Below are 22108 nucleotides of genomic sequence, written 5' to 3'. Positions count from 1 at the left end.
TTCTTTCTTTTTGATTTTTTAAATTAAACTTTTTAAATTAAACTTATTTTAAAAAAATGTAAAAATAGAAATAATTATTTTTTAAATATTTTTTTAAATATTTTTTTAGATTTATTCTTCCCTTATGTATCGATAGATGAAAGCACCGATTAATGCCCCTAATATTGGACCAATAACGTAAATTGGGTAGTAAACCCATAAATTAATTCCATAGAACATGTCCATTAAATAAGGTCCAAAGGTTCTTGCCGGGTTAATTGAAGCTCCAGAGATACCGCCAATGGTGGTAATAATTCCCGCAACTGCCAAACCAATTACAAGTCCTGCAAATTTATTCGGAGCTTTTTTATCGACTGCCACACCCATTATGGTTATCATCAATAGGAATGTACCAACTATTTCCGCAAGCATAGCCTGCATATAGGTAAATCCTGCTGACGGAGCCGTAGCACCTAAACCACCAATAGTAGCGGCCGAAGCACCTATACAGCCGATTAAAAGTATCGAACCGAGTGTAGCACCCACTAACTGTGCTAAAATGTATGGTACAACATCTTTTGTCTCAAATTCCTTAACTGCCCACAAGGCAATTGTAACAGCTGGGTTTAAATGTGCACCCGATACAGCACCAACGGCGTAAATAGATGCCGCTATTGCCAAACCAAATGCCAAACCAATTGCTAACCATTCTCCAATTCCACCAAGTATCCCGATACCTGTTGTACCCAAGCTATTTGATATTAATAGTGCCATAATTGCAGAACCTGTACCAAAAAACACTAAAAAGCAAGTTCCAATCAATTCTGCAACAGATTTTTTAACAATGCTCATAATACCCCCTCGTTATATTATTAAAAAATCAAAATATTGTTTATCAGTTATTTTAAAGTCTATTCGATTTATTAACTTAATCTAATTTACTCAACTTTATTCAACTTTATCCTAAATTTTATTTTAAAGCTTATCTAAACAACCGATAAAAAATTAGAGTTGGTATGAAAATATTTAATTTATTACTGTATTTTAAGTTATTTTTTATTTTTTATTCCATATATTAATCTATTTTTTTATTTTTTATTTTTTATTTGCGTATTATTTACGTATTATTTATTTATTTATTTATTTATCGTAGCCACTCATTTAAACGGATTCTCTCCACTGGCAGTATTCGTGTCTGAAATCTACTAAGCAAGATGAAGCACATTTTTTACATACTCTAGCAGGTGCTCCTGGGTTATTTTTGTGTAAGGCAATTACGTTTGTCATCATTGTAGCAGTAACTGGCTCACTTGTTAATAAACAAGGATAGTCTGCTAATCTCATTAATGATGAGAATCTAACTGTTATAGCACAGGCAGGGTATGCGTATCTTTGTGGGTTCATTAAAACTTCATTTTCAGCAATTGGGTCTAAATCAACTGGCATATCATTGACCATTGGTACTAATTTAACCCCTGAACCATTTTTCATTCTTCTTGCTTTATCAAGTGTCTTCCAGCCTCTGTATATCATGTCCATAAAATCGTGGTTGTGCAATTCTGCAGCAGCTCCTCTTTTTGGATATAACTGTACATAATTGTGGAATCTTCTTGTAAGTAATTGTACAACTGTTGGAGCGTTAAATCCGTCAAGTTCTAAGATATATTCAACAGCAGCAGCCGTGGAACCGGTTGCTAATGATAGTACATCAAACTCTGTTTTGAACTTATCAATGTTACTTCTCAATGTATTGTCCATTACCTTAGATGTAGCTTCTATTACAGCCATTATTACATCATCTTTACACATGTTGTATGTAGATTGTGCAATGTGGTGAGAAATATCCCCTACACAGTAAGCAGGCACTGTAACAATGTTTGCATAGTTTACTTCAGCGTCTAAAGCTTTTTTAACTGTGCCATCCATTTTTTTCTTGTAGTCTTGCATATATTTAAATACATCAAAGCTTGTATGTCCTGCTTCTTCCATTAGTTTTGTCTGTGCTTGTATGGGTGTATCATAAATCATCTTTATGGTGTCTATTTCCCTATCCATAGCTTCATTAAGTGTTAATCCATCTTCTATCCCGTGGGCAAATTTATCTCCTATCCCGTATGATGTATTCATACCCCAAGACTTGGATGCTAATATAGCTTGTTTATAATGTTCGGGAATATCAGTTTTTCTAAGTATCTGATTTACAATATTACTTGTACTGCCAGGTATAAGTGCAAAGTCCACTACGCAAGTAGGTCCATAAAATCCGCCGTATCTTCGCACTGATTCTTTCCCGATTAATGCACGATTGTTTTCAATAGCTTCCATGAATTTTTCAACGGCTTCTCTAAATTTAGGGTCTTCTTTATAAAGTATTTCCAATATTGCAGGAGTTTGGTAGTGTTCTACAAATGGGTCGTCTTCTGGACGTACCGTATCTGTTAAATCACACAATGTATCGTAATGAGTCTGTACTGAATTTTTGTGTAAGTCAATTACTTCTTTACATTGGTCACCGATTGCCTCCATTTTTTGAACTGCGTCAACATATGGTTTACCATCTGTTAATTTGTATTCTGTACCTCTTTTGGCTTTAATAACTTCTACATCTGCCCATTGAGCAGCCATTGCTTCATTTACCATCTTTTCATACAGTTCTTTCATATTTGCACCCCTCAAATTAATTATTAACTGTATATGATATAATATGTTTATTATCATATTATATACTTTTCATATGAACTAAGTCTATTATCTATATATATGACCTACACCTAAGGTCATTTTATCGTATTGATAAAATTTAAATGCAATACTTCTTTATATAGTATGGTATCTAATTATATTAAATTGTAAGTTAATTAATGGTTTATAAATGAAAACAATTTTATAAAATGATGAAATATTAGACAATAATACTAATAATACTAATAATAGTAATGAATATACTAGTAATGAAAATAGTAATAATATTAATAATATTAATAATATGAATAAAAATTAAATAAAAATTAAAATAAAAGAATTTTTAGGCTTAAAATAAAAATTAAAATGGTGAAATTTTGATTGCAACAATCGTTACAAACAAAGGTACAATGAAAGTAAATTTATTCGAAAAAGAAGCACCTATAACCGTAGAAAACTTTAAAAAATATGCGGAAGAAGGATTTTATGACAATACTATTTTTCATAGGGTTATAAATGGATTTATGATTCAAGGCGGAGGTTTTACAAAAGATGGAGTTCAAAAAGAAACACACGCCCCTATTAAAAACGAAGCTAAGAACGGTTTATCAAATAAAAGAGGAACTTTAGCAATGGCTAGAACAAACGCTGTAGATTCCGCTACAAGCCAATTTTTCATAAATCACATTGACAATTCATTTTTAGACTACAAAAACGATATGAACTACGGTTACGCAGTATTTGCAGAATTAACCGAAGGTTTTGAAGTTTTAGACGTGATTGCAAAAGTTAAAACAGGAACTAGAAGCTACTTCCAAGATTGGCCTGTTGAAGATGTAATTATTGAAAAAATAACAATTGAATAATTTAATATTAAGTAATATTCATTTAATATTAAATTAATTTATTCTATTTTATTCTATTATATTTTATTCTATTCTATTTTTATTATCTTATTATTTTATTATAATTCGTATATATTATATAATTGACATATTTTACCAAGTATCTAGTAATCCAATTCCAATTGTATGGGGCAATGGTCTGAACCATAAATTTCATCCATAATTATAGAGTTTTTTACGTAATCTACAAGTGAATCGGACGTACAAAAGTAATCTATACGCCAACCAATGTTTTTAGCACGTGCATTGTGCATGTAGGACCACCAAGTGTAGTTATCGGGTTCTTTATTGAATATTCTGAACGTATCCACATAATTATTTTCAACGTATTTATCAAAACCCATTCTTTCTTCTTCGGTAAATCCTGCATGTTTTTTGTTTGTTTTAGGATTTCTCAAATCAATTTCTTTATGTGCTACATTTAAGTCCCCACAAAAGATAACTGGTTTATTTTCATTTAAACTATTTAAGTACTCCAAAAATTTGGAATCCCACGACATACGATATTCCAATCTAGTTAAACCACGTTGAGAATTTGGCGTATATACATTTACAAGGTAATAATTCTCGTATTCTGCAGTAATTACCCTACCTTCGTCATCTGGAAAGTTATCCATTCCATAGGTAATGTTTTCAGGTTTTTCCTTCGTAAATATTGCAGTCCCCGAATAACCCTTTTTAGAAGCCGTATTCCAATATTGTTTATATTCTGATAAATCAAGAATTTGAGATGGCGTGTTTGTTTTAATTTCTTGTAAGCATACTATATCAGGATTTTTGTTTTTTACAAATTCAACAAACCCTTTTTGTAATATAGCCTTAATTCCATTGACATTCCAAGATATTAATCTGATAGTATCCCCCTTTTAACATATAACTTTTATAAAAGATATTGAATAACATATTACTAACGTTTCTTACAAATAAACAAATAATTTAAAATTTAAAATTTAATCAAAAAAGTTTAGATAGCATACACTCTAACAATGCCAACATTTTTTAAAGTACATACTATCTTATTTTGCCCTATATTCCCTTATGCGTAGTATGTCAATATACGCATATTATATGCCAATAATTACTGTAGAATTCCCTTAAAAATTCATTAAAAATAACGGTATTGTCGAGCCTATCATCGCTAATCCAACGATTATGGCAACCAACTTCCTGCTATCCACAATATCCTCTCCAAATAAAGTTTACTTGATTCTAAATTTACTTAATTTTATATAGGTTTAAGTCACATTTTAATTTAATTAGTTAATATTTAAAGTTTTTTATATATATAGTTTATTATATCGATTTTTATCGAATTAACCGGAATTAACTGACTTATTTAGGCAATTAATTAGTTAAATTTAAAGAATTAATTATTCATTGCTTATCCATTATTTATTTATTCATTAATTAATTCCTAATTTTTCATCCCTTAATTCTAAGTATGATTTTAATTCAAGATTATTCCTATCAATTCCAATTTCTTCCAAAACTAAGAATAATTTCTCAAGTGCTTCATCTTTTTGCTCAAAGCTTTCCACAGTAATCTCTAATTCTAAATACTGACCTACATCATCAACCTTATCAATAGAAGCTTCTATATATTCATCTTCTGTTGCACCAATTACTTTTCTAAGCAATTTTCTAACTTTGCGAACTGGTTTAACGCATTTAAACCCTAAGCTTTTAAAAATGTTGTCCATCGTATCGATATCTTCAACTGCAGTTTCGTGCTCCACACGTGTTTTTGAAATCTTATCTAATTTTTTACCTTTATATGTTACATAGGTATTTTCATCAATAACTGATAAATCTTCGTTTAAATTAGCAGAACGTCTAATTCTAAGAGCTTCATCAGTTTCTCTAAAATTTCTGTCGATTCCATTATAATATACATCGATTTGTTCCTTGATTCCCGAGTTTTTGAATCCCATATCCTTTAAATCAGCTATTATCTTTTCAATATCTTTGTTTTCAAGAGAAACTTTTATTTCTACTTCAATCATACTAACGACACCTTTATAACTTTATCTTTTAATATTCTCTTCAAATCGTCAAAATCTAGATTTTCAAGACTTAACCAAACTACAACTCTTTCATCTTCCTTTTCCAATGTAGTAGCTAAGATATTACCGCCCTTTTCAGAAATTGTTGACGTAATTTCCGCCAATAATCCGATTTTGTCATTTGCAACAATTCTAACTTTAATGCTTATTAAATTTATATGTTTTTTCTTCAATAAATATTTTCCTTCATTTGTAAGGCAAATACCTCCGAATTTACCTTTACGTGTTTCTACAAGTCCTAAATCCCTTAATACTCGAATATGCCTATCAATATTTTTAGGGTGGGTTTCTAACTTTTCCGCTACTTCTTTTGTAGTACATATACCTTCGATAGCTTGCATAATTTCAAGAGTTTTCCCAGTAACTTCCATGATTTCCCTTTGATAACGATTAACGTATATATTTTTTATAAGTCGTTTTTTAATAAAATTTCTTTCTTTATGTCATTTTTTATATCATTTTTTATATTAGTTATATCGTTTTTGGAATTTTTAAACTTTTCTGATTCATTGAAGTTAGATAATTCCTCTAAACCGTGCTGAACAATCTGAAAATCAATATATTCACCATCTTTATGGAATCTATGTTTTTCAAGTGTTAATCTTCTAAAATTTTTAAACTTTTCCAATTTTAATATTGACTTACTCCAGTATGCTAATAGTTTACCGCCTGTAGGTTCAAAACTATCATCAAACGAATTTTTAACTTTAGAATTTCCAAAGCTATGATTTTTTCCTTCATTTTCACTAGTATCTTTATTTTTGTAATCCGTATCTGGAATTTTATAATTTATACTATCTTTCGCTTGGTTGGTTAAAAGTACGGCAGTATCGTTTTTCTTAGCAATTTTATTCAATATATGTATTTGTTTAGCCAAATTACGGTTTAATTCAGTATTATGAAATACATTGTTTGATAGCTCTAGCCTATATAATGACGAAATTCCGTCAACAATTATCAAACCGATATTTTCAACCGCTTCTAGACTTTCTATAATGTTACACTGTTCTTCAAAAGTGTAAGGTTCGCAAAGTAGCGTATTTTTGAAAATACCATCACTATCTTGGGGGCATATCTGTTTAACTCTTTCGGTGGATAAACTGCCTTCTGTATCTATGTATATTACTTTTTGATTGTTTTTAGCATATTTTATCATAGCAATAATACAGATATTGGTTTTACCACTTCCTGGAGGTCCATAAATTTGTGTTATGGTTTTTTTCTCGATTTCTCCCTTAATTATTCCTTTTAGCATATATAATCACTATCAATCATTATCAATCTTATTTTTAACATATTTTTAACATATTTTTAAATTATTTAACATATATTTAATTTCTAAATTCAAGCCTTAAAAATTATAAAAACTATTTGTAAAATCTAATATATAATATATTCTAAAATAATTATATTCTAAATAAAGTATGTTTAATATATTTTTAAAGTATGTTTACTTTTAGTAGTATATTTAATTTTTAAGAGTAGTATTTATTCAATTCTATATATATCAACAGGCACATTAACAAACTTTTTTTTATGGAATTCGTAAATAGCCGGAATTCTAAAATAAGCCTGGAAAATATGCGTTATATTCCGTTCATTATCTGCAACGTACTTTTTTATAAATTCTCGGGACGGAGTATTGTGTATTGTATATATTACATCTCCAACTTCCAAAGCTTTTTCAAGGAAAACCCTATCCGCGAATTTATTAGTTGTTTGAGCTCCAAATGGGGGATTTTGAATAACAATAATTTTTTCATCGCCGTTAATATGGATCATATTTTTAATTTCAAATGTTTCAAATATTTTTTCCTTTGAAAATTCTTTTATATCCATTGTTTCAAAGCTACAGAGTTCATTTATCTCTTTAATTCCATATTTATCCTTGTTTTCATCTAAATTTTCTATAACATATTTTAGATTAAATTTTTCTAATATTCCAATAATGTTTTCTAAATTATATTTTGCAGTTTCAACCGATTCTTCGTCAATATCTACCCCATAGGCACCTTTAGCGCCAAGTAATAGTGAACCGATTGAAAATCGCCCAGTTCCACAACCTAATTCAACAACGATGTTGTTTTTTATGTCATCTCTTGCAAACATTAATAGTTCACTTGCAAGGTTTCCTTCGGTAGAATATTGTTCCAATTCTACTTTTGGGTTAGGGTGAGCTTTTAAATTATCCAATACCATTTCAAGATGCTTCTTTTTTATCAAAATTCCACCAAATTATAAATTATATAAATCCTATGTCATATCGTAATAAATATTAACTGATGATAACTAGAAGTTAATCAAATGTTAAATTGTATATAAATTGTATATATAATACTGTAGATTAAAATAGATTTTATTACTATTTAATTTATTGTTTTAATATTAGTTTATAATTTTAATATTATTTTATAATTTTAATATTATTTTATAAAATTGTTGTTTTAATTTTAAATTTAATAATAAAAATAAAAAAGAGAAATATATTTTTGTTTTAATCAAAACTTAAGTAAGTTATTCCACTAGTACTGGTTTGCCATCGACCCATTTAACTAAAATAGGTTCGTCAGGTAATTCCGTAAGTGTTTTAAAGTATTCAACGGCTGCTTGTGTTCCATATCTATCGGAACCTGCAATATATACGATATAATGCGTTTGAACAATACCGCCTGCTTCTTCTTGTACTTTAAGAACTTGAATAACTCCCGTATTTTCCCCAGGGTAGTCATTTGTTACAGGTTTTTCAAACATATGATTGTATTTATTAGCAAATGCGTTTGAAACCGGTCCGCCGATAATAACAGCATCTTCATTTAATGACATATCTTCATCAGAACCGATTATATTATCTTTTAATTGTTTTTTCGCTAAATCTGCATCTAATGGATCATCAGCAATTACTTTTGATAATGTAACTCTATCCTTAATTTTTTGTGAAGTGAATCCTTCTGAAGTACCCTCTCTTGCTTGAGCTTTATATATTGTTCCTGCCCCACTTCCTCCACTCGATGGTGTTGGTTCAGGTTCAGGCTCAGGGGTAGGTTCTGGCGTAACTTTACCATTATAGTATTCAGGAGGCTGTGCTAATGCAAAGATATCTATTATTGTAGTTACTCCAGGGGAACTATTTTCAACTGTAGGATAATATAGCTCTTTAATAATGTAATTACTTGGAGCTTCTTTTAATGAATAAGGGTCATACATACGCCCAAGATATGCCATACCTTCTAAAACTCCATCGTTATCAGTGTCATTTAAATCAGGAGCAGTTGTATAGTAATTTCCAAGTCTATATGTGTATTCTTTTCCATTGTATTCGTAAACAGCTTTTGGGGAAGATGCAATTAAATTTGTCATACTACCTTGCGTACTATCAATAGTATTTAAATAAATATAAGCATCTGCATAATATACGATAATTCCATCCGTATTGCTGAACAATTCGCAGTTGTGAACTGAAATATTTGAACCATCTTCAATAAATATTCCTTTTGAGAAATTTGATATATTTAAATTTTTAATTTCAATATTTGAGAATCTGTAACTTCTAGCTGCTCCTATTCCTATATTGTTATGATTATTATAACCAATTAATTTAAAATTATTTCCATCGATTGTAACATTACTTGCATTTATCAATATACCATGTTTATACTCTGATAAAATTAAGTCTTCATCAAAGGTATGTATCCCTGGTTCATTTATTGTTATATGATACGTTACATCTGGCTCGGGTACTCCTACTCCACTACATCCGCCTAAAACAAACAATAGGAGAGATAATATTAATATACTTAAAGTTGAATTTTTCAAGATTTCACCCTACTCTTTTGGACGTACATTTACACCATATGGTTTTACATATATTCCATTTTCACTTTCGCCTAATTCTTCACCATAGTAATTTCCAAGTCTTCCAGTGTATGTTTCACCACCATATTCATACTCCATAATTGTTGGTGAATTCATATAACATCCCATCGTAGTACCTGGAGAAATATGGTGTCCGTTGTTTTCAAAGCTATTTAAATAAACGTAAACATGTGAAATCTCTGTCGATAAACCATATTCTTTGCAATTGCTAATGTTATTTAGGAATACGGTGGTGTTTGAAGTGTATTCCGAACTAAGGGTGATTCCCACATAGCTACAATTGTTAATATGATTATTGCTAATTTCACTATCTTTAGAGTATTCATTTGCCATAAAAATAGCTATTCCCGAATAACTGTCATCTTTATTATATATATCTTTAAAAGTGTTGTTATTTATGAAATTTTTCGTGTAATTTCCCCCATCCATATAAATTCCATAGTTCGTACAATTTTCAAATTTGTTATTTTCAATTGTACAATTTTCAAGGACTTCGTAATATTCAATATATATTGAATATTCTTTTACATTTCTAAAAGTATTATTTCTAAAAGTATTATTTTTATAAATAAAATTGTAGTTAGTCCCTATATCCTTGTAGCTCATAATACCTTGGGAACAGTTTTCCATCACGCAGTTTTCAATTCGGCTGTCGTTTATATGCCCATACATATATATGCAAACAGTTCCCTTATTGAAGTAACAATTTTTAATTTTTGAATTGGATATGTTTTCAAAGAAACCAACCTTGGAAAAATTAAAAAATTCACAATTTTTAATGGATAAATTTTTTGAACATGTAATATCTATGACATACTCACCGGTTGTATTTTCAGATACAATATTTTCAAGATTTAAATTATCAATATAAGATAATTCAATGGGATGAGAACTAAAATTACGTAGTATTAAATTTTTTATAGTAACATTTGTATAATTATAATCGCCCTCTGGACTAACAAAAGCTCTCGCAGTGTCATCTGTGGCAGTTAATGTATTATTTTGGAAATCAATTACCAAATTACTTGAATTTATCTTTCCAAAAATCTTGCCACTCCCTAATTCATAACTAGTATTAATTATCGTGTCGTTCGTTTCATTATATACGTTTACGTATGTGTAAATTGTGACTGCACTGCACGTATTTATACAAAATATCAAAGACAAAAATACTATCAAATATAAAAGATATTTTGAATCTTTTTTCATTATTTAACCCCTTAAATTTTATTTTTATTTTTATTTCTTTATATTATTTCTTTATATTTTATTATTATTTTTTATTATTACTATTTTATTATTATTCTATATATGTCTCTTAAAAATTTATTAATTAGAATATTATAATTTAAGGTATTAATTGTCATATTATATATTCTATTTTATTTAATTTTCTTTAACGGGTAACTATTATAAGTCAATTTCACATAATGTACATTTTGGATGGTTGTAAACACCACAAGAGCATTTTCCACAACCTTTTCCATAGTGGTTTCCAAGTCTGCCCGTATATTCCTTATTTTCGTATGTATAATTGATTATAGGTGAATGTAAATAATTACCTTTTAAGAAATTACTATCTACAAGTTTTTTATTCTTATTAAAATCATTTAAATAAACCCAATTTGTCTGGGAAGTTCCTCCTGCAGATAATGCGTACATTGAATTATTTACAAATTTATTTTGCACAATCGTTATGTTTTTAAAGTGTGTATCGGGGTCTCCCTTAACTATGCCACTATATAGTCCATATTCTCCATGGCTAAACGAATTATTTTTAATCCTTGCATCTTCCATCCAAGCTAAATGTGCATTTATTGAATTATGGCATAATTTAGAATTTTTTATTGACACATTTTTTGTAATTATAAGAAAAAGACCCTTACTAGAGTTTTTAACGTCGTAATTATCAATTATAATGTCAATTGTTCTAAGAATATATGTTCCCCAATCGTTATTCAATACAGTACAGTTTTCAAGTGTTAAATTTTCACAGTAAGCTGCATAAACCCCTGCACCACTATTTTCAATTACTGTATTTTTTATGATGATGTCATCAACTAATAGAAACATAAAAGCTTGATTAAAATCTTTATTACAGTAGCAATTTTCATGATATGCCAAAGTTGTGGTTATACCCGCAAATCCGTAATTAACCGCTCCTGTAACATTACAGTTTATAAATGTCATATTTCTAGCACCTTGGTACAAAAAACCGGTGTTACAATCGATAGTGCTACAGTTTACAAATTTTATATCATATATTCCATATCGAATAGCACAACCTGCGTTATTATCTACGACGTGATAGTTTTGAACTGTAATATTATGTACCGCTACTAAATTTGTAATCCCTGCATTTGCAATGGTTGAATTAGAACGGTTACTTGTAAGTATATGTCCCATCCCGTCAATAAGCACATCGCTCGTATTTAAACAGATACCTGTATATGTATCGATATCTTCAGTTATGTAGTATTTACCCGGTGCGTTGATAATAACTGTAGAGTAATTTTTATCTTTACTGAAGTTTTCATTAGACAGGTAAAATTCATTTATTATAGGTTGAATATCTTGTTCATTAGAATATCTTACATTTAAATTGTCTAAATTAGTGGTATTGCGTATAAATCCATCGTATGATAGATTTTCTACATAATTTACTACAGCACTTTTTTCAAAAGTTTTGTCATCTATTGAATTAACCATTTTATTATTTGCTAATTTAATATCGTCAAGATTGTCAATACAAATATATTCACTGGATAAAAAGCAATTATCCATTTGTTCATTAGTGTTGGCAATTGAGGAATTGGAAAATAACATTAAAAATATGAAAAATATTAAACATATTCTCCCTTTCCCATTACATGCAAATGCCATATTTCACCTCTCATTTCAAATACGGCAGTAGTTTGATTTAGGTTAATACCTAAATTTTACATTGACCCATCATATCTTATTTTAATTGAGTTATATGTTTAAATTTATTTTACAAAATATATATACGTATATATATTTTTCAAATTGTAATTGAAATATGGTTTAAAATATTGGGTAACACATAAACTATATATACTATAGAAGTGTGTTAATAATTATAAAATATAATTAAGTAAATTAAAACAATAAGGTGACTAAAAATGAACGAACTTGCAAATAATTGCAATAGCAAGTGTATGCTACCGGATAGTAGGGTTAGCAAGAGCAGTTTAGCTAACAGCATGGACAAATTAGTGAATAATATAACAGATAGTATTGTTAATGTTAAATCAAATGTTGGTATTTTTAGTTATTTTAGTTATTTTAGCTTCCAGTGGTATTAAGTTAGATATCTCTGTGTATATTTGTTAGTAGCGTATTACGTGAAATTGTTGTATTTATTAAATTTAAGATTATACTCCGTTTATGGTATACAAACCTATAATTAAGGATAAAGTAGATAATCGTATATCTATGTGCCCCATATGGGTATTTCCAGGTATTCTAAGTATTCTATCCCGTATACTAGTAATTAGGATGTATTTTTATAATGAGTCAATTTTGCGGTAAACCGTCTAATAAGATATAATCTATTAAGATTTTAATGTAGTTATTTATAAATTTTTATTGAATTTGATGTTATAATTGAAAATATGGAATATTTAAATATAATTATATTTAAATGTAAAGTTTAACCCCCATAAAAAATAAGATAGTCAAATATTCAATAAAAACTTAAAAAATAGTGTATTATCCATTTAAATAAATGAAGTATTATTATAAATGCTTTAATTCATTATCGATAATATATATGCCTAATTCATAAAAATTAAAACCAAATACTTTAAATTATATGACAAACAAAATAATAATGATAATAATGGTGAAATTATGGAAAGATTCGGAAACCTTAAAAATGTAGGAAAATTAATCAGATTAGAAAGAATATTCAATAGAAAAAGTGAAAGAACGGTGATAATACCTTTAGATCATGGTGTTTCATCCGGTCCTTTAGATGGTATTAAAGATATGCCAAAAACTGTAGATAAAGTAGCAGAAGGGGGAGCAAATGCCGTATTGGAACATAAAGGTATTGTACGGTACGGTCATCGCGGATACGGGAAGGATATCGGATTGATAGTCCATTTATCTGCAGGTACATCCCTTTCGCCCGACCCAAATAAAAAAGTGATTGTTACATCGGTCGAGGAAGCCATTAGAATTGGTGCAGACGCTGTTTCCGTTCACGTTAACGTAGGTGCAGAAACTGACGACCAAATGTACCGGGACTTAGGAAAAATCGCTGAAACTTGTGAATACTGGGGAATGCCTTTAATAGCAATGATGTACCCTAGAGGTAAGAAGGTAGTTGATGAAAGAGACCCGGAATATGTAGCACATGCTGCAAGATTGGGGGCTGAATTAGGTGCAGATATTATTAAAACAAACTACACTGGAGATATTGACTCTTTCAGAGAGGTTGTACGTGGTTGCCCAGTACCTATTGTAATAGCAGGCGGTCCTAAGACCAACACTGACGAAGAATTCTTGCAAATGGTTAAAGACGCCATAAGCGCAGGTGCAATCGGTGTGGCATCAGGTAGGAACGTTTTCCAGCATAGGGATGTTACAGGTATTACAAAAGCTATATGTAAAATAGTTCACGATAACGCAAGTGTTGAAGAAGCTTTAAAAGAAATAGCGCCAGAAGCACAAAAATAATAAACTAAATAACTAATAATAATAATAATAATAATAATAAAATATAAAGAAATAATATAAAGAAATAAAAATACCAAATTTCAACTTTTTTTCAACTTTTTTAATTAAGACTTCACCATAATTGCCTAAATTTTATATAACTTGTTGATTATAGAATATATTGAAAACTAAACCAAATATATGAATTAGACAATATTACAAATAATAATATTATAAAGTTGTAATGTTATAAAATTATACCGTAATGAAAATAACCTAGAATAATCTAGAATAATCTAGAATAATCTAGAATAACCTAGAACAAATTAAAAAACTAGTATTGGTGATAGTATTAAACCAGTTGTTATAATTAATTTCAAGACCTATTTGGAAAGTATAGGGGATAAAGGATTGCAAATAGCCAAATACGCTGAAAAAGTAAGTGAAGAAAGCGGGATAGAAATTTCAGTAGCCCCTCAATTCACAGATTTAAGAACAATCATGGAAAAAACAAATATAAAAGTGTACGCTCAACATATGGATGCGATAAAACCCGGCAGTAACACAGGTAAGATATTGCCAGAAGCCGTAAAAAGTACAGGAGCGGTTGGAACGCTCATAAATCACTCTGAAAGACGTTTATTATTGTCAGATATTGAAGAACTCATAACCAAATCAAAAGAGTTAAAACTCGAAAGTGTTGTCTGTACAAATAATATCGGTGTTTCAAAGGCAGTTTCCGCATTAGCTCCGAATTATGTTGCAGTTGAACCCCCGGAATTAATAGGTTCAGGTACTCCGGTTTCAAAAGCTAACCCTGAAATTGTTGAGGGAACAGTTAGCGCAGTACATGATATCAACAAAAATGTAAAAGTCCTATGCGGTGCGGGCATCTCAAAAGGGGAAGACGTTAAATCAGCTTTAGATCTAGGTGCAGAAGGAGTTTTACTTGCTTCAGGAGTTGTAAAAGCAAAAGATGTCGAAAAGTCAATTAGAGACTTGATAAGTGAATTATAAATTATTTCATTCATATTTGATTTAGTTTTTTTATTTTTTTAGTATTATCTTTAATAATTTTATATTAGTGCTTATAATAGAGTCCTATTTTTATCCCTTATGTATCGATTTTCAGTTTAATTTATATATTTGTTTTTTATATACATTCATATAAATTTAAAAATATTAACTCAAATCATCGATATTTTAATATATCAGATAGTTAATATTCATATTTTCATTATATTATCTTAAATTATCATTTCTATTAAATTATTATATTAAAATTATTAATTAATCAACACTAAATAAACAACAAAACTAAATAAAATTATAGTTTTAATCGATTTTGTGATAAAATGTGCGGAATATTTGGTATATACTCACCAACTAAAAATAATATCGTTAAAAAAGTTTACTATGGATTATATGCTTTGCAACACCGAGGACAAGAAGGTGCAGGGATTGCAGTCGGAAACGGCAAAAATATCGGTAGTTATAAGGGCGTTGGCTTAGTTCCCGAAGTTTTTACAAACAAAGAACTTCAAAATCTTTATGGCCATATCGGTATGGGTCATGTTAGATACTCTACAACCGGTGGAAATAACATTGATAATTGCCAACCTTTCGTAGTAAACAGCTCTTTTGGAAATTTTGCAATAGCTCACAACGGTGATATTGTAAATTCGGCATTATTAAGGAAAGAATTAGAAAAAAACGGACATATATTCATATCCACGACCGATTCAGAAGTTATTGCACAATTATTGGTTAGAGAATTGTTAAAAACTGAAGACATTGTTCAGGCTATGAAAAACGTTTCTGAAAAGTTAAATGGGGCATACTCCATGCTTATCGTCTACAATGACATGATGATAGCAGTAAGGGATCCAAAAGGGTTTAAACCATTATGTATGGGAATGAAAAACGGTGAAATATACTTCAGTTCAGAAAGCTGTGCTTTAGATATCGTAGATGTACCCCTCGAAAGAGATATCAAAGCTGGTGAAATGGTTGTTGTAAAAGGAAACAGTTTAGAATCATACGATCTGCCAAACAAGAGCGAAAAATCTTCAACCTGTATGTTCGAATATGTTTATTTCGCAAGACCTGATTCAACTATCGATGGAATCAGCGTTCATGAAGTAAGGAGAAACATCGGAAAAATCCTTGCAAAAGAAAATAAAACCGATGCAGATGTAGTTTCCCCAGTTCCCGACTCCGGTATTCTTTTTTCACAAGGATACACCGAAGAAGCAGGTATTCCTTACAAAGAGGTTTTAATCAAAAACAGATACATCGGAAGAACTTTCATCTTACCTACTCAAGAAGAAAGAGATTTAGCTGTTAGATTAAAATTAAACCCTGTAAAAGATATGATAAAGGATAAAAAGATAATTTTAATTGATGATAGTATCGTAAGAGGTACAACATCTAAAAAAATCGTTACAATGGTTAAAAAAACCGGTGCTAAAGAAATACACTTTAAAATAGGCTCCCCTAAAATCGTATCCCCTTGTTTCTATGGTATCGATATGGCGGTAAAAGACGAGTTAATTGCAAGTACAAGAACCGATAAAGAAATTGCTGATTCAATACACGCCGATTCAGTTCAGTATTTAAGTATTGAAGGTCTATTGGAAGCTATTGGTAGAAAAGATTTATGTTTAGCTTGTTTAAATGGTGAATACCCTACTGATGTATCTTGTAAATTATGTAAAAATAATAAAGAATAAATAAATAAAAAATAGAATTAAAATAATACTAAAGTGCTAATAAATAAAATAACAATAAAAAGAATAATAAAAAGAATAATAAAAAGAATAATAAAAAGAATAATAAAAAGAATAATAAAAAGAATAATAAAAAGAATAATAAAAAGAATAATTAATAATCAATTATTGATTATTCAACATCTCTTTTAATTTTTTCAACAACCCTTATGTTAAAAATATTGGTATCAGGATATTGACCATTTTCGTCTTTTTCTACAGCTTTAACCATGTCCCAAACGGTTAAAAGAGCAACGCTAACTCCAGTAAGTGCTTCCATTTCAATACCTGTTTTATAAGTGCTTTTTACATTACAAGTAGCTTCAACAGTATTTTCTTCTTCATTAACGTCAAATCTAACTTTCACTGAAGTAATGGGTACTGGGTGGCACATTGGAATCATATTTGACGTATTTTTAACTGCCATTGTTCCTGCAACCTGAGCAGTTGTTAAAACATCTCCTTTTGCAATTTCATTTTTTACAATTGCTTTAATTGTAGAATCTTTTAATTTTATAAGTCCTTTAGCAGTACATTCCCTATATACATCATTTTTTTTAGAAATATCTACAATTTTTACGCCATTTTCATCAACATGTGTAAGTTGTTCCATAATTCCACCATTATAATTTTTAAACCATTGGATTTTAAACCATTATAATTTTTAATACTACCATTTTATGTAATTTTATTATTTTAAGATAAATAATGTATATTATAATAAATTTTTTAATTAAATTTATTAAATAACCTTATCAAGTAATTTAACGATGTTCATAACTGGTATATTAGAAACTTTACTAAGACAGTCTGCAATATGGTAGTTACAGAATGGACAAACGGTTATTACGTAATCCGCTTTAGTTTCTAGTATCATTTCTGTTTTTTTCTCACCAATTTTGTAGGCTACTTCAGGTTTTCCACTTCTAACACCGCCACCTGCACCACAGCATTGGTCGGGAATTTCCATTTCTATGAACTCTAATTCGGGGATACTATTTAATATGATACGTGGTTGTTCGAATATGTCCTGTCCTCTTTTTAAATGACAAGGGTCGTGATATGTAACTTTTAACTTACAAGGTTTGTAATTTAATAGACCTTTTTCAACAAGTAACTCCGTAATATCTTTTACTACGAATTCTTTCTCACCATAGTCGTTTTTTAAGGTACTGCCACAACCTGCGCATAGTGTAACGATGCTATCAAGTGATTTATCGGCAAATAACTTATCGAATATACCAAGATTTATGTTTTTTAATTCTTTTGCTACATCGGTTTGACCGGTTCTTATAAGTGGCGAACCACAGCAAACTTGATTAATCGGAATTATTACAGATATACCGTGAGCATTTAGCACCCTTATCCCGGACATTCCCAATTCTTGAAGTCTATAGTCCATTAAACAGCCCGTAAATAATGCAACAGTAACTTTTGAGTTTTTTGCCACATATTCAACGCTTTTATTGATATTATCCTTATTTTCAATAACAATTTTTTCAGTGAATTCATTATTAAATTTTTTAGGATTATTAATCACATCTTCGAGGAATCCAATTTTTGGAGCTTCAGGTTTTGTAACAGTTCTTTTAGCAGGATTTTCGGTGATATTTTTCCTAACATCGAGATGATTCTCTAAATATAAGCCTTTTTTAAATGAAAGTTCCCTCAATTTTTCAACGGCATTATGCACCGTATCAATATTGTTGGGGCATACTTTTATACATCTTCCACAGGTTGTGCAGTTGTATAAATTCTTTTCAAAAGCTTCTTTTACCCTATCTTTATTATCTCGGGCATCCCTGGCATATCTTGCCAATAAACGCATAAATGTAGGTCCCATGTAGTCAGAATACATTCGAGCCGGACAAGTAGACATACAACTCATGCAGTCAATGCAGTTTCTAACGCTCCCAATATCTGAAATACTTTTAAATAAATCTTCATCACTAAGAATTTTTAAATTGTCTTTTTTATCGTTATTTTCTTTATTTTTTTCAATTTTTTCAATTTTTTCTTCTTCAACTTCAGAAGTTTCATGAATCCAATTTTCAAATTCTTTTTGAGCTTTATAGTATTCTTCCCTATTTACTACCAAATCTTCAATTAAATCAAAATTTCTAAGAGGTTCTATTTTCATATCCTCTTTTACCTTAGTTTTACAAGCTAATTTTGGCAAACCGTCAACTGTAACCGCACAGCTACCACACTGCCCAGCCTTACAAGATGAACGATATTTTATCTCGTAACCATTGTTATTTAAATATTCTAAAGCTTCTATAATGGTTAAATCACTCGGTACCATGTATTTCTTAAATATTTTATTTCGCATAATATATATCGGAATCAATAAATCGTCAGTATTTTTCATAATTTCACACATAATTACGTTTTAAATAATAATTATCTTGATTATATATAAACTATCTTAACTATTTTAAAGTATGCCAAATTTTAAACAGATGATATTTTAACTTATTACAAAAACATTATACAAAAACTTTATATATAACATCAATACTATATCATAATGTAAAAGATACTTTACATAATTATAAGTATTTTTTACATTTTGTAAATACTTTACTACAAAATGGAATAATAAATTTACACAAAATACTACATTAATTTACGAATTAATATAAAACTACTATAAAAAAATAAAATAAAAAAAATAAAAAAATTAAATTAATTTAAACAATATAAATTTTATTATGTGTATTTAACCTATACGACCTAAAATCGGTGATATTATGAATTACGAATCATATAAGAAGTACAGATTACTTGTTATGGCTTACGTGGCAATATTGACAATGTACGGTGTAACAATAAAAGAAGTTTTAGTAGTATTTGGAGCAGTATTGTCTGGAATGCTATTTATGTTCTTATTGAGAAGAAATTTAGATAAAGAAGAAGTTCTTGTAGATGAACTAGTTTTAAAAGTAAGTGAAAAAGCAGCTAATGCCTCATTGGGTTTATGTACAGTGGTTTTTGCAGTAGTTGGTTTAATACTAATGAATATAGTCTCTATACTTAGTTTTATTGACGGAGCGCCTGTTTATGCACAACCTTGGGAGGGGCACGTGACTACAGGTATAGCACTTTCTTGGTCAGCTATGGCTTTATTACTTTCATTTATCGGATTTAAATATTATTTCGGTAAAAAATACGGTTTAATCGGTCGCTCAAGACGGTGTGATTAATAGGGTATTTATAAGAGATATTTAAATAATAAAAAATAAAAGATTGTGATAATATGGACAATAAAATAAAAGTTTTTCGAGCGATGAATGATTTAACGCAAGACGAACTTGCCAAAAAAATAGGGGTTACTCGACAGACCATTTCTGCGATAGAAAAGGGCAAATATGACCCTTCATTGATTATTGCGTTTAAATTATCAAAATTATTTAATGTATCGATTGAAGAAATTTTTACATACGACGAATAAATAACGTAATTAAAATTTACAAAAGGGTAATGTAAATTTAATCTATACCCATTCTGAACAAATAAGTTGTAGTAGTTGGCAATTTTTGCCTAACGATTCTTAATTCTGGTTTATATATGTATAATAAGTTATTTTCTTCAAATTTATTAATTTCTTTCTTTAATATTTTAGAAATTACATTTACTTCATCTATTCCTTCTATTTTAATAGTACCTTCGTTTAAATTAGAATCTACCTGTAAAACAATTGGTATTTTCAAATCTTTTGAAGCAATATCTTTTAGATAATCTAATTCTCTCTGTTTTATCCTATGTCTTTCCCCATTTACCATAACTGCAGGTTTATCTTCGTTTAAAAGTTCCCCTAAAGTTTTTTTGGTAAATGAATTTGTTTTTATCCCACTAATAAGTCCGTAAATATGTTTGTTAGATAAAGAGCTGTTGTTTAATGTTTTCCCCAATTCATTATTTTTATTAATATTTATATTGATAAAATTACTGGTATTATTATTGACAATATCATTAGTTTTTTTATCCATTGTTTCACCAATTACATTATTATTCCTGTTTTAACCCTATTTAACCATATTTATCTAATATATATTATTTTGTACTTTTAAATAATTTGTATTATTTTTAATACTATTTTTTAGTATTATTCTTATTATTATTTTTATTATTATTTTTAATACTATTTTTTATTATTATTTTTATTTCCTAGTGTTCACTGTAATAATTAGCCCCTATTACGCCCAATATCACTGCAGAAACCCCTATAATTTGATATAAGGCAACCATCTCATTCATAAATATAATTGCCGAAACTATAGATACTACAACCGATAATTTTGATATAATTGAATATTCTGCAGCTTTTATCTTACTTAAACTATAATTAACCAGGAATGACGTAATAACTGATACTACAATACCTAAATATAATATAGATGATATAAAGTTAACATTTAATAGTTCGGGACCTAAAACATATAATTTAGTAAATATATTTGGAACGCCATAAAATGCCGAAATTCCGATATTTAACGCTGTAAAAACAATCGCGCCTATTAACATCATACCATAGGTAATTGTTATTGGGTCAAGGTTCTTAGAAAGCTTCCTGCTAGATACGGCATACATTGAAGTCGCAAATATGGAAATTAATATAAATATAACACCCAATATGCTAGATTCATTCGCAGGATTGAAATAACCACCCATACCTCTCATAATATAAATATATATTATCCCAATAATAGAAATTGCCATAAACATTGCTTGTTTTAAATTTATGGTTTCTTTTAAAATTAGTATCCCGAAAATGGTGGTTACTACAGGAGCTATCGAATATAATATACCGACTTGTGCAATACCTAAATATTTAAGTCCAAAAACTTGAAAACCAAAAAATAACACTGGTTGAAATATTCCCAAAGCCAACATTTCTTTTTTAAATTCCAATAATTTTTTAAAATTAACCTTTTTTACACCTAATTTTAATATAAATGCTAGAAAAGTAAACGCTATAATGAATTTAAGGGACAATACTTCAAAAGGCTCTACATATACTAAGGCATATTTGGTAAATAAGAATGTCAAACCGATTAACGTGGCGTTTAATGTAGCAGCGATATACGCTTTATTAACGTCTTTTTTAACCATTTTTTTTAGATTAACCACTATATCCCCGCCATAATTTTTA

21 protein-coding genes are annotated in these 22108 nt (G+C 29.1%); 7 read left to right on the top strand and 14 right to left on the bottom strand.

What is annotated here, in order from left to right:
• Positions 1–111 precede the first annotated feature (111 nt).
• Positions 112–831 carry an MIP/aquaporin family protein gene (locus J2127_RS05860; RefSeq protein WP_209732629.1) on the bottom strand — a complete coding sequence of 240 codons (720 nt, stop codon included), beginning with the start codon at positions 829–831 and terminating at the stop codon, positions 112–114.
• Positions 832–1140: 309 nt separating this feature from the next.
• Positions 1141–2640 carry a DUF2193 domain-containing protein gene (locus tag J2127_RS05855; RefSeq protein ID WP_209732628.1) on the bottom strand — a complete coding sequence of 500 codons (1500 nt, stop codon included), beginning with the start codon at positions 2638–2640 and terminating at the stop codon, positions 1141–1143.
• Positions 2641–3038: 398 nt separating this feature from the next.
• On the opposite strand from J2127_RS05855, the gene J2127_RS05850 reads away from it, so the two are divergent.
• Positions 3039–3527, top strand: a complete 489-nt coding sequence (locus tag J2127_RS05850) for a peptidylprolyl isomerase (protein WP_209732627.1) — start codon at positions 3039–3041, stop codon at positions 3525–3527.
• Positions 3528–3670: 143 nt separating this feature from the next.
• On the opposite strand, the gene J2127_RS05845 is transcribed toward J2127_RS05850, so the two are convergent.
• The 8 genes from J2127_RS05845 to J2127_RS05810 form a co-directional block, all read right to left on the bottom strand.
• Complete coding sequence (locus J2127_RS05845) at positions 3671–4420, bottom strand: exodeoxyribonuclease III (RefSeq protein ID WP_209732663.1); 750 nt, start codon at positions 4418–4420, stop codon at positions 3671–3673.
• Between the two features lie 549 nt (positions 4421–4969).
• A complete protein-coding gene (cyaB, locus tag J2127_RS05840) occupies positions 4970–5569 on the bottom strand; it encodes a class IV adenylate cyclase (protein ID WP_209732626.1) in 600 nt (199 codons plus the stop codon).
• On the bottom strand, positions 5566–6000 hold the full coding sequence (locus tag J2127_RS05835) for an Rrf2 family transcriptional regulator (RefSeq protein WP_209732625.1): 435 nt from the start codon (positions 5998–6000) through the stop codon (positions 5566–5568). Before J2127_RS05835 ends, cyaB begins: the two co-directional genes overlap by 4 nt.
• Positions 6001–6035: 35 nt before the next feature.
• Entirely contained in the window at positions 6036–6884 is an 849-nt protein-coding gene (locus tag J2127_RS05830; RefSeq protein ID WP_209732624.1) for an AAA family ATPase, read from the bottom strand.
• Positions 6885–7117: 233 nt separating this feature from the next.
• Positions 7118–7849, bottom strand: a complete 732-nt coding sequence (locus tag J2127_RS05825; RefSeq protein ID WP_209732662.1) for an METTL5 family protein — start codon at positions 7847–7849, stop codon at positions 7118–7120.
• Positions 7850–8143: 294 nt separating this feature from the next.
• Positions 8144–9442 carry a right-handed parallel beta-helix repeat-containing protein gene (locus J2127_RS05820; RefSeq protein ID WP_209732623.1) on the bottom strand — a complete coding sequence of 433 codons (1299 nt, stop codon included), beginning with the start codon at positions 9440–9442 and terminating at the stop codon, positions 8144–8146.
• A gap of 9 nt (positions 9443–9451) precedes the next feature.
• Complete coding sequence (locus J2127_RS05815; protein WP_209732622.1) at positions 9452–10711, bottom strand: right-handed parallel beta-helix repeat-containing protein; 1260 nt, start codon at positions 10709–10711, stop codon at positions 9452–9454.
• Between the two features lie 201 nt (positions 10712–10912).
• Entirely contained in the window at positions 10913–12385 is a 1473-nt protein-coding gene (locus J2127_RS05810) for a NosD domain-containing protein (protein ID WP_209732621.1), read from the bottom strand.
• A 260-nt stretch (positions 12386–12645) separates the two neighbouring features.
• Between J2127_RS05810 and J2127_RS05805 the strand changes: the two genes are divergently transcribed.
• The 4 genes from J2127_RS05805 to purF all read left to right on the top strand — a co-directional run bounded on the left by J2127_RS05805 (position 12646) and on the right by purF (position 16917).
• On the top strand, positions 12646–12828 hold the full coding sequence (locus J2127_RS05805; protein ID WP_209732620.1) for a hypothetical protein: 183 nt from the start codon (positions 12646–12648) through the stop codon (positions 12826–12828).
• Positions 12829–13375: 547 nt separating this feature from the next.
• The gene (locus J2127_RS05800) at positions 13376–14206 is read left to right on the top strand and encodes a 2-amino-3,7-dideoxy-D-threo-hept-6-ulosonate synthase (protein WP_209732619.1); all 831 of its coding nucleotides are present in this window, start codon (positions 13376–13378) and stop codon (positions 14204–14206) included.
• Between the two features lie 330 nt (positions 14207–14536).
• On the top strand, positions 14537–15202 hold the full coding sequence (gene tpiA, locus J2127_RS05795; RefSeq protein ID WP_209732661.1) for a triose-phosphate isomerase: 666 nt from the start codon (positions 14537–14539) through the stop codon (positions 15200–15202).
• 338 nt (positions 15203–15540) lie between these two features.
• Complete coding sequence (gene purF / locus J2127_RS05790; RefSeq protein WP_209732618.1) at positions 15541–16917, top strand: amidophosphoribosyltransferase; 1377 nt, start codon at positions 15541–15543, stop codon at positions 16915–16917.
• Between the two features lie 169 nt (positions 16918–17086).
• Here purF and moaC read toward each other — a convergent pair whose 3' ends face one another.
• Together moaC and tfrB are read right to left on the bottom strand one after the other, a co-directional pair.
• Positions 17087–17566 carry a cyclic pyranopterin monophosphate synthase MoaC gene (gene moaC, locus J2127_RS05785; RefSeq protein WP_209732617.1) on the bottom strand — a complete coding sequence of 160 codons (480 nt, stop codon included), beginning with the start codon at positions 17564–17566 and terminating at the stop codon, positions 17087–17089.
• A gap of 129 nt (positions 17567–17695) precedes the next feature.
• Positions 17696–19324 (bottom strand): fumarate reductase (CoM/CoB) subunit TfrB, encoded by a 1629-nt coding sequence (tfrB, locus tag J2127_RS05780; protein WP_245326476.1) that lies wholly within the window; start codon positions 19322–19324, stop codon positions 17696–17698.
• A 382-nt stretch (positions 19325–19706) separates the two neighbouring features.
• On the opposite strand from tfrB, the gene J2127_RS05775 reads away from it, so the two are divergent.
• Positions 19707–20159: a DUF2178 domain-containing protein gene (locus J2127_RS05775; protein WP_209732615.1), complete on the top strand. Its 453-nt coding sequence runs from the start codon at positions 19707–19709 to the stop codon at positions 20157–20159.
• A 53-nt stretch (positions 20160–20212) separates the two neighbouring features.
• On the top strand, positions 20213–20407 hold the full coding sequence (locus J2127_RS05770) for a helix-turn-helix transcriptional regulator (protein ID WP_209732614.1): 195 nt from the start codon (positions 20213–20215) through the stop codon (positions 20405–20407).
• Between the two features lie 37 nt (positions 20408–20444).
• Here J2127_RS05770 and J2127_RS05765 read toward each other — a convergent pair whose 3' ends face one another.
• On the bottom strand, positions 20445–20945 hold the full coding sequence (locus J2127_RS05765; RefSeq protein ID WP_209732613.1) for a DUF61 family protein: 501 nt from the start codon (positions 20943–20945) through the stop codon (positions 20445–20447).
• A gap of 178 nt (positions 20946–21123) precedes the next feature.
• The gene (locus tag J2127_RS05760; RefSeq protein ID WP_209732612.1) at positions 21124–22086 is read right to left on the bottom strand and encodes a DMT family transporter; all 963 of its coding nucleotides are present in this window, start codon (positions 22084–22086) and stop codon (positions 21124–21126) included.
• Between the last annotated feature and the right edge of the window lie 22 nt (positions 22087–22108).

It is taken from the genome of Methanococcus voltae, from assembly GCF_017875395.1.
In the GTDB taxonomy this organism is placed as follows: Archaea; AGJL01; Methanococci; order Methanococcales; family Methanococcaceae; genus Methanococcus; species Methanococcus voltae_C.
Note: the sequence above shows the minus strand (reverse complement) of the source record. Positions and strands in the feature narration are given on the sequence as shown.

Bases quoted from the DNA above. Each gene is read 5' to 3' on its own strand.
- J2127_RS05860 (WP_209732629.1), bottom strand. From the start codon at position 831: ATGAGCATTGTTAAAAAATCTGTTGCAGAATTGATTGGAACTTGCTTT.
- J2127_RS05855 (WP_209732628.1), bottom strand. From the start codon at position 2,640: ATGAAAGAACTGTATGAAAAGATGGTAAATGAAGCAATGGCTGCTCAA.
- cyaB (WP_209732626.1), bottom strand. From the start codon at position 5,569: ATGATTGAAGTAGAAATAAAAGTTTCTCTTGAAAACAAAGATATTGAA.
- J2127_RS05835 (WP_209732625.1), bottom strand. From the start codon at position 6,000: ATGGAAGTTACTGGGAAAACTCTTGAAATTATGCAAGCTATCGAAGGT.
- J2127_RS05830 (WP_209732624.1), bottom strand. From the start codon at position 6,884: ATGCTAAAAGGAATAATTAAGGGAGAAATCGAGAAAAAAACCATAACA.
- J2127_RS05815 (WP_209732622.1), bottom strand. From the start codon at position 10,711: ATGAAAAAAGATTCAAAATATCTTTTATATTTGATAGTATTTTTGTCT.
- J2127_RS05810 (WP_209732621.1), bottom strand. From the start codon at position 12,385: ATGGCATTTGCATGTAATGGGAAAGGGAGAATATGTTTAATATTTTTC.
- J2127_RS05805 (WP_209732620.1), top strand. From the start codon at position 12,646: ATGAACGAACTTGCAAATAATTGCAATAGCAAGTGTATGCTACCGGAT.
- J2127_RS05800 (WP_209732619.1), top strand. From the start codon at position 13,376: ATGGAAAGATTCGGAAACCTTAAAAATGTAGGAAAATTAATCAGATTA.
- purF (WP_209732618.1), top strand. From the start codon at position 15,541: ATGTGCGGAATATTTGGTATATACTCACCAACTAAAAATAATATCGTT.
- moaC (WP_209732617.1), bottom strand. From the start codon at position 17,566: ATGGAACAACTTACACATGTTGATGAAAATGGCGTAAAAATTGTAGAT.
- tfrB (WP_245326476.1), bottom strand. From the start codon at position 19,324: ATGAAAAATACTGACGATTTATTGATTCCGATATATATTATGCGAAAT.
- J2127_RS05775 (WP_209732615.1), top strand. From the start codon at position 19,707: ATGAATTACGAATCATATAAGAAGTACAGATTACTTGTTATGGCTTAC.
- J2127_RS05770 (WP_209732614.1), top strand. From the start codon at position 20,213: ATGGACAATAAAATAAAAGTTTTTCGAGCGATGAATGATTTAACGCAA.
- J2127_RS05765 (WP_209732613.1), bottom strand. From the start codon at position 20,945: ATGGATAAAAAAACTAATGATATTGTCAATAATAATACCAGTAATTTT.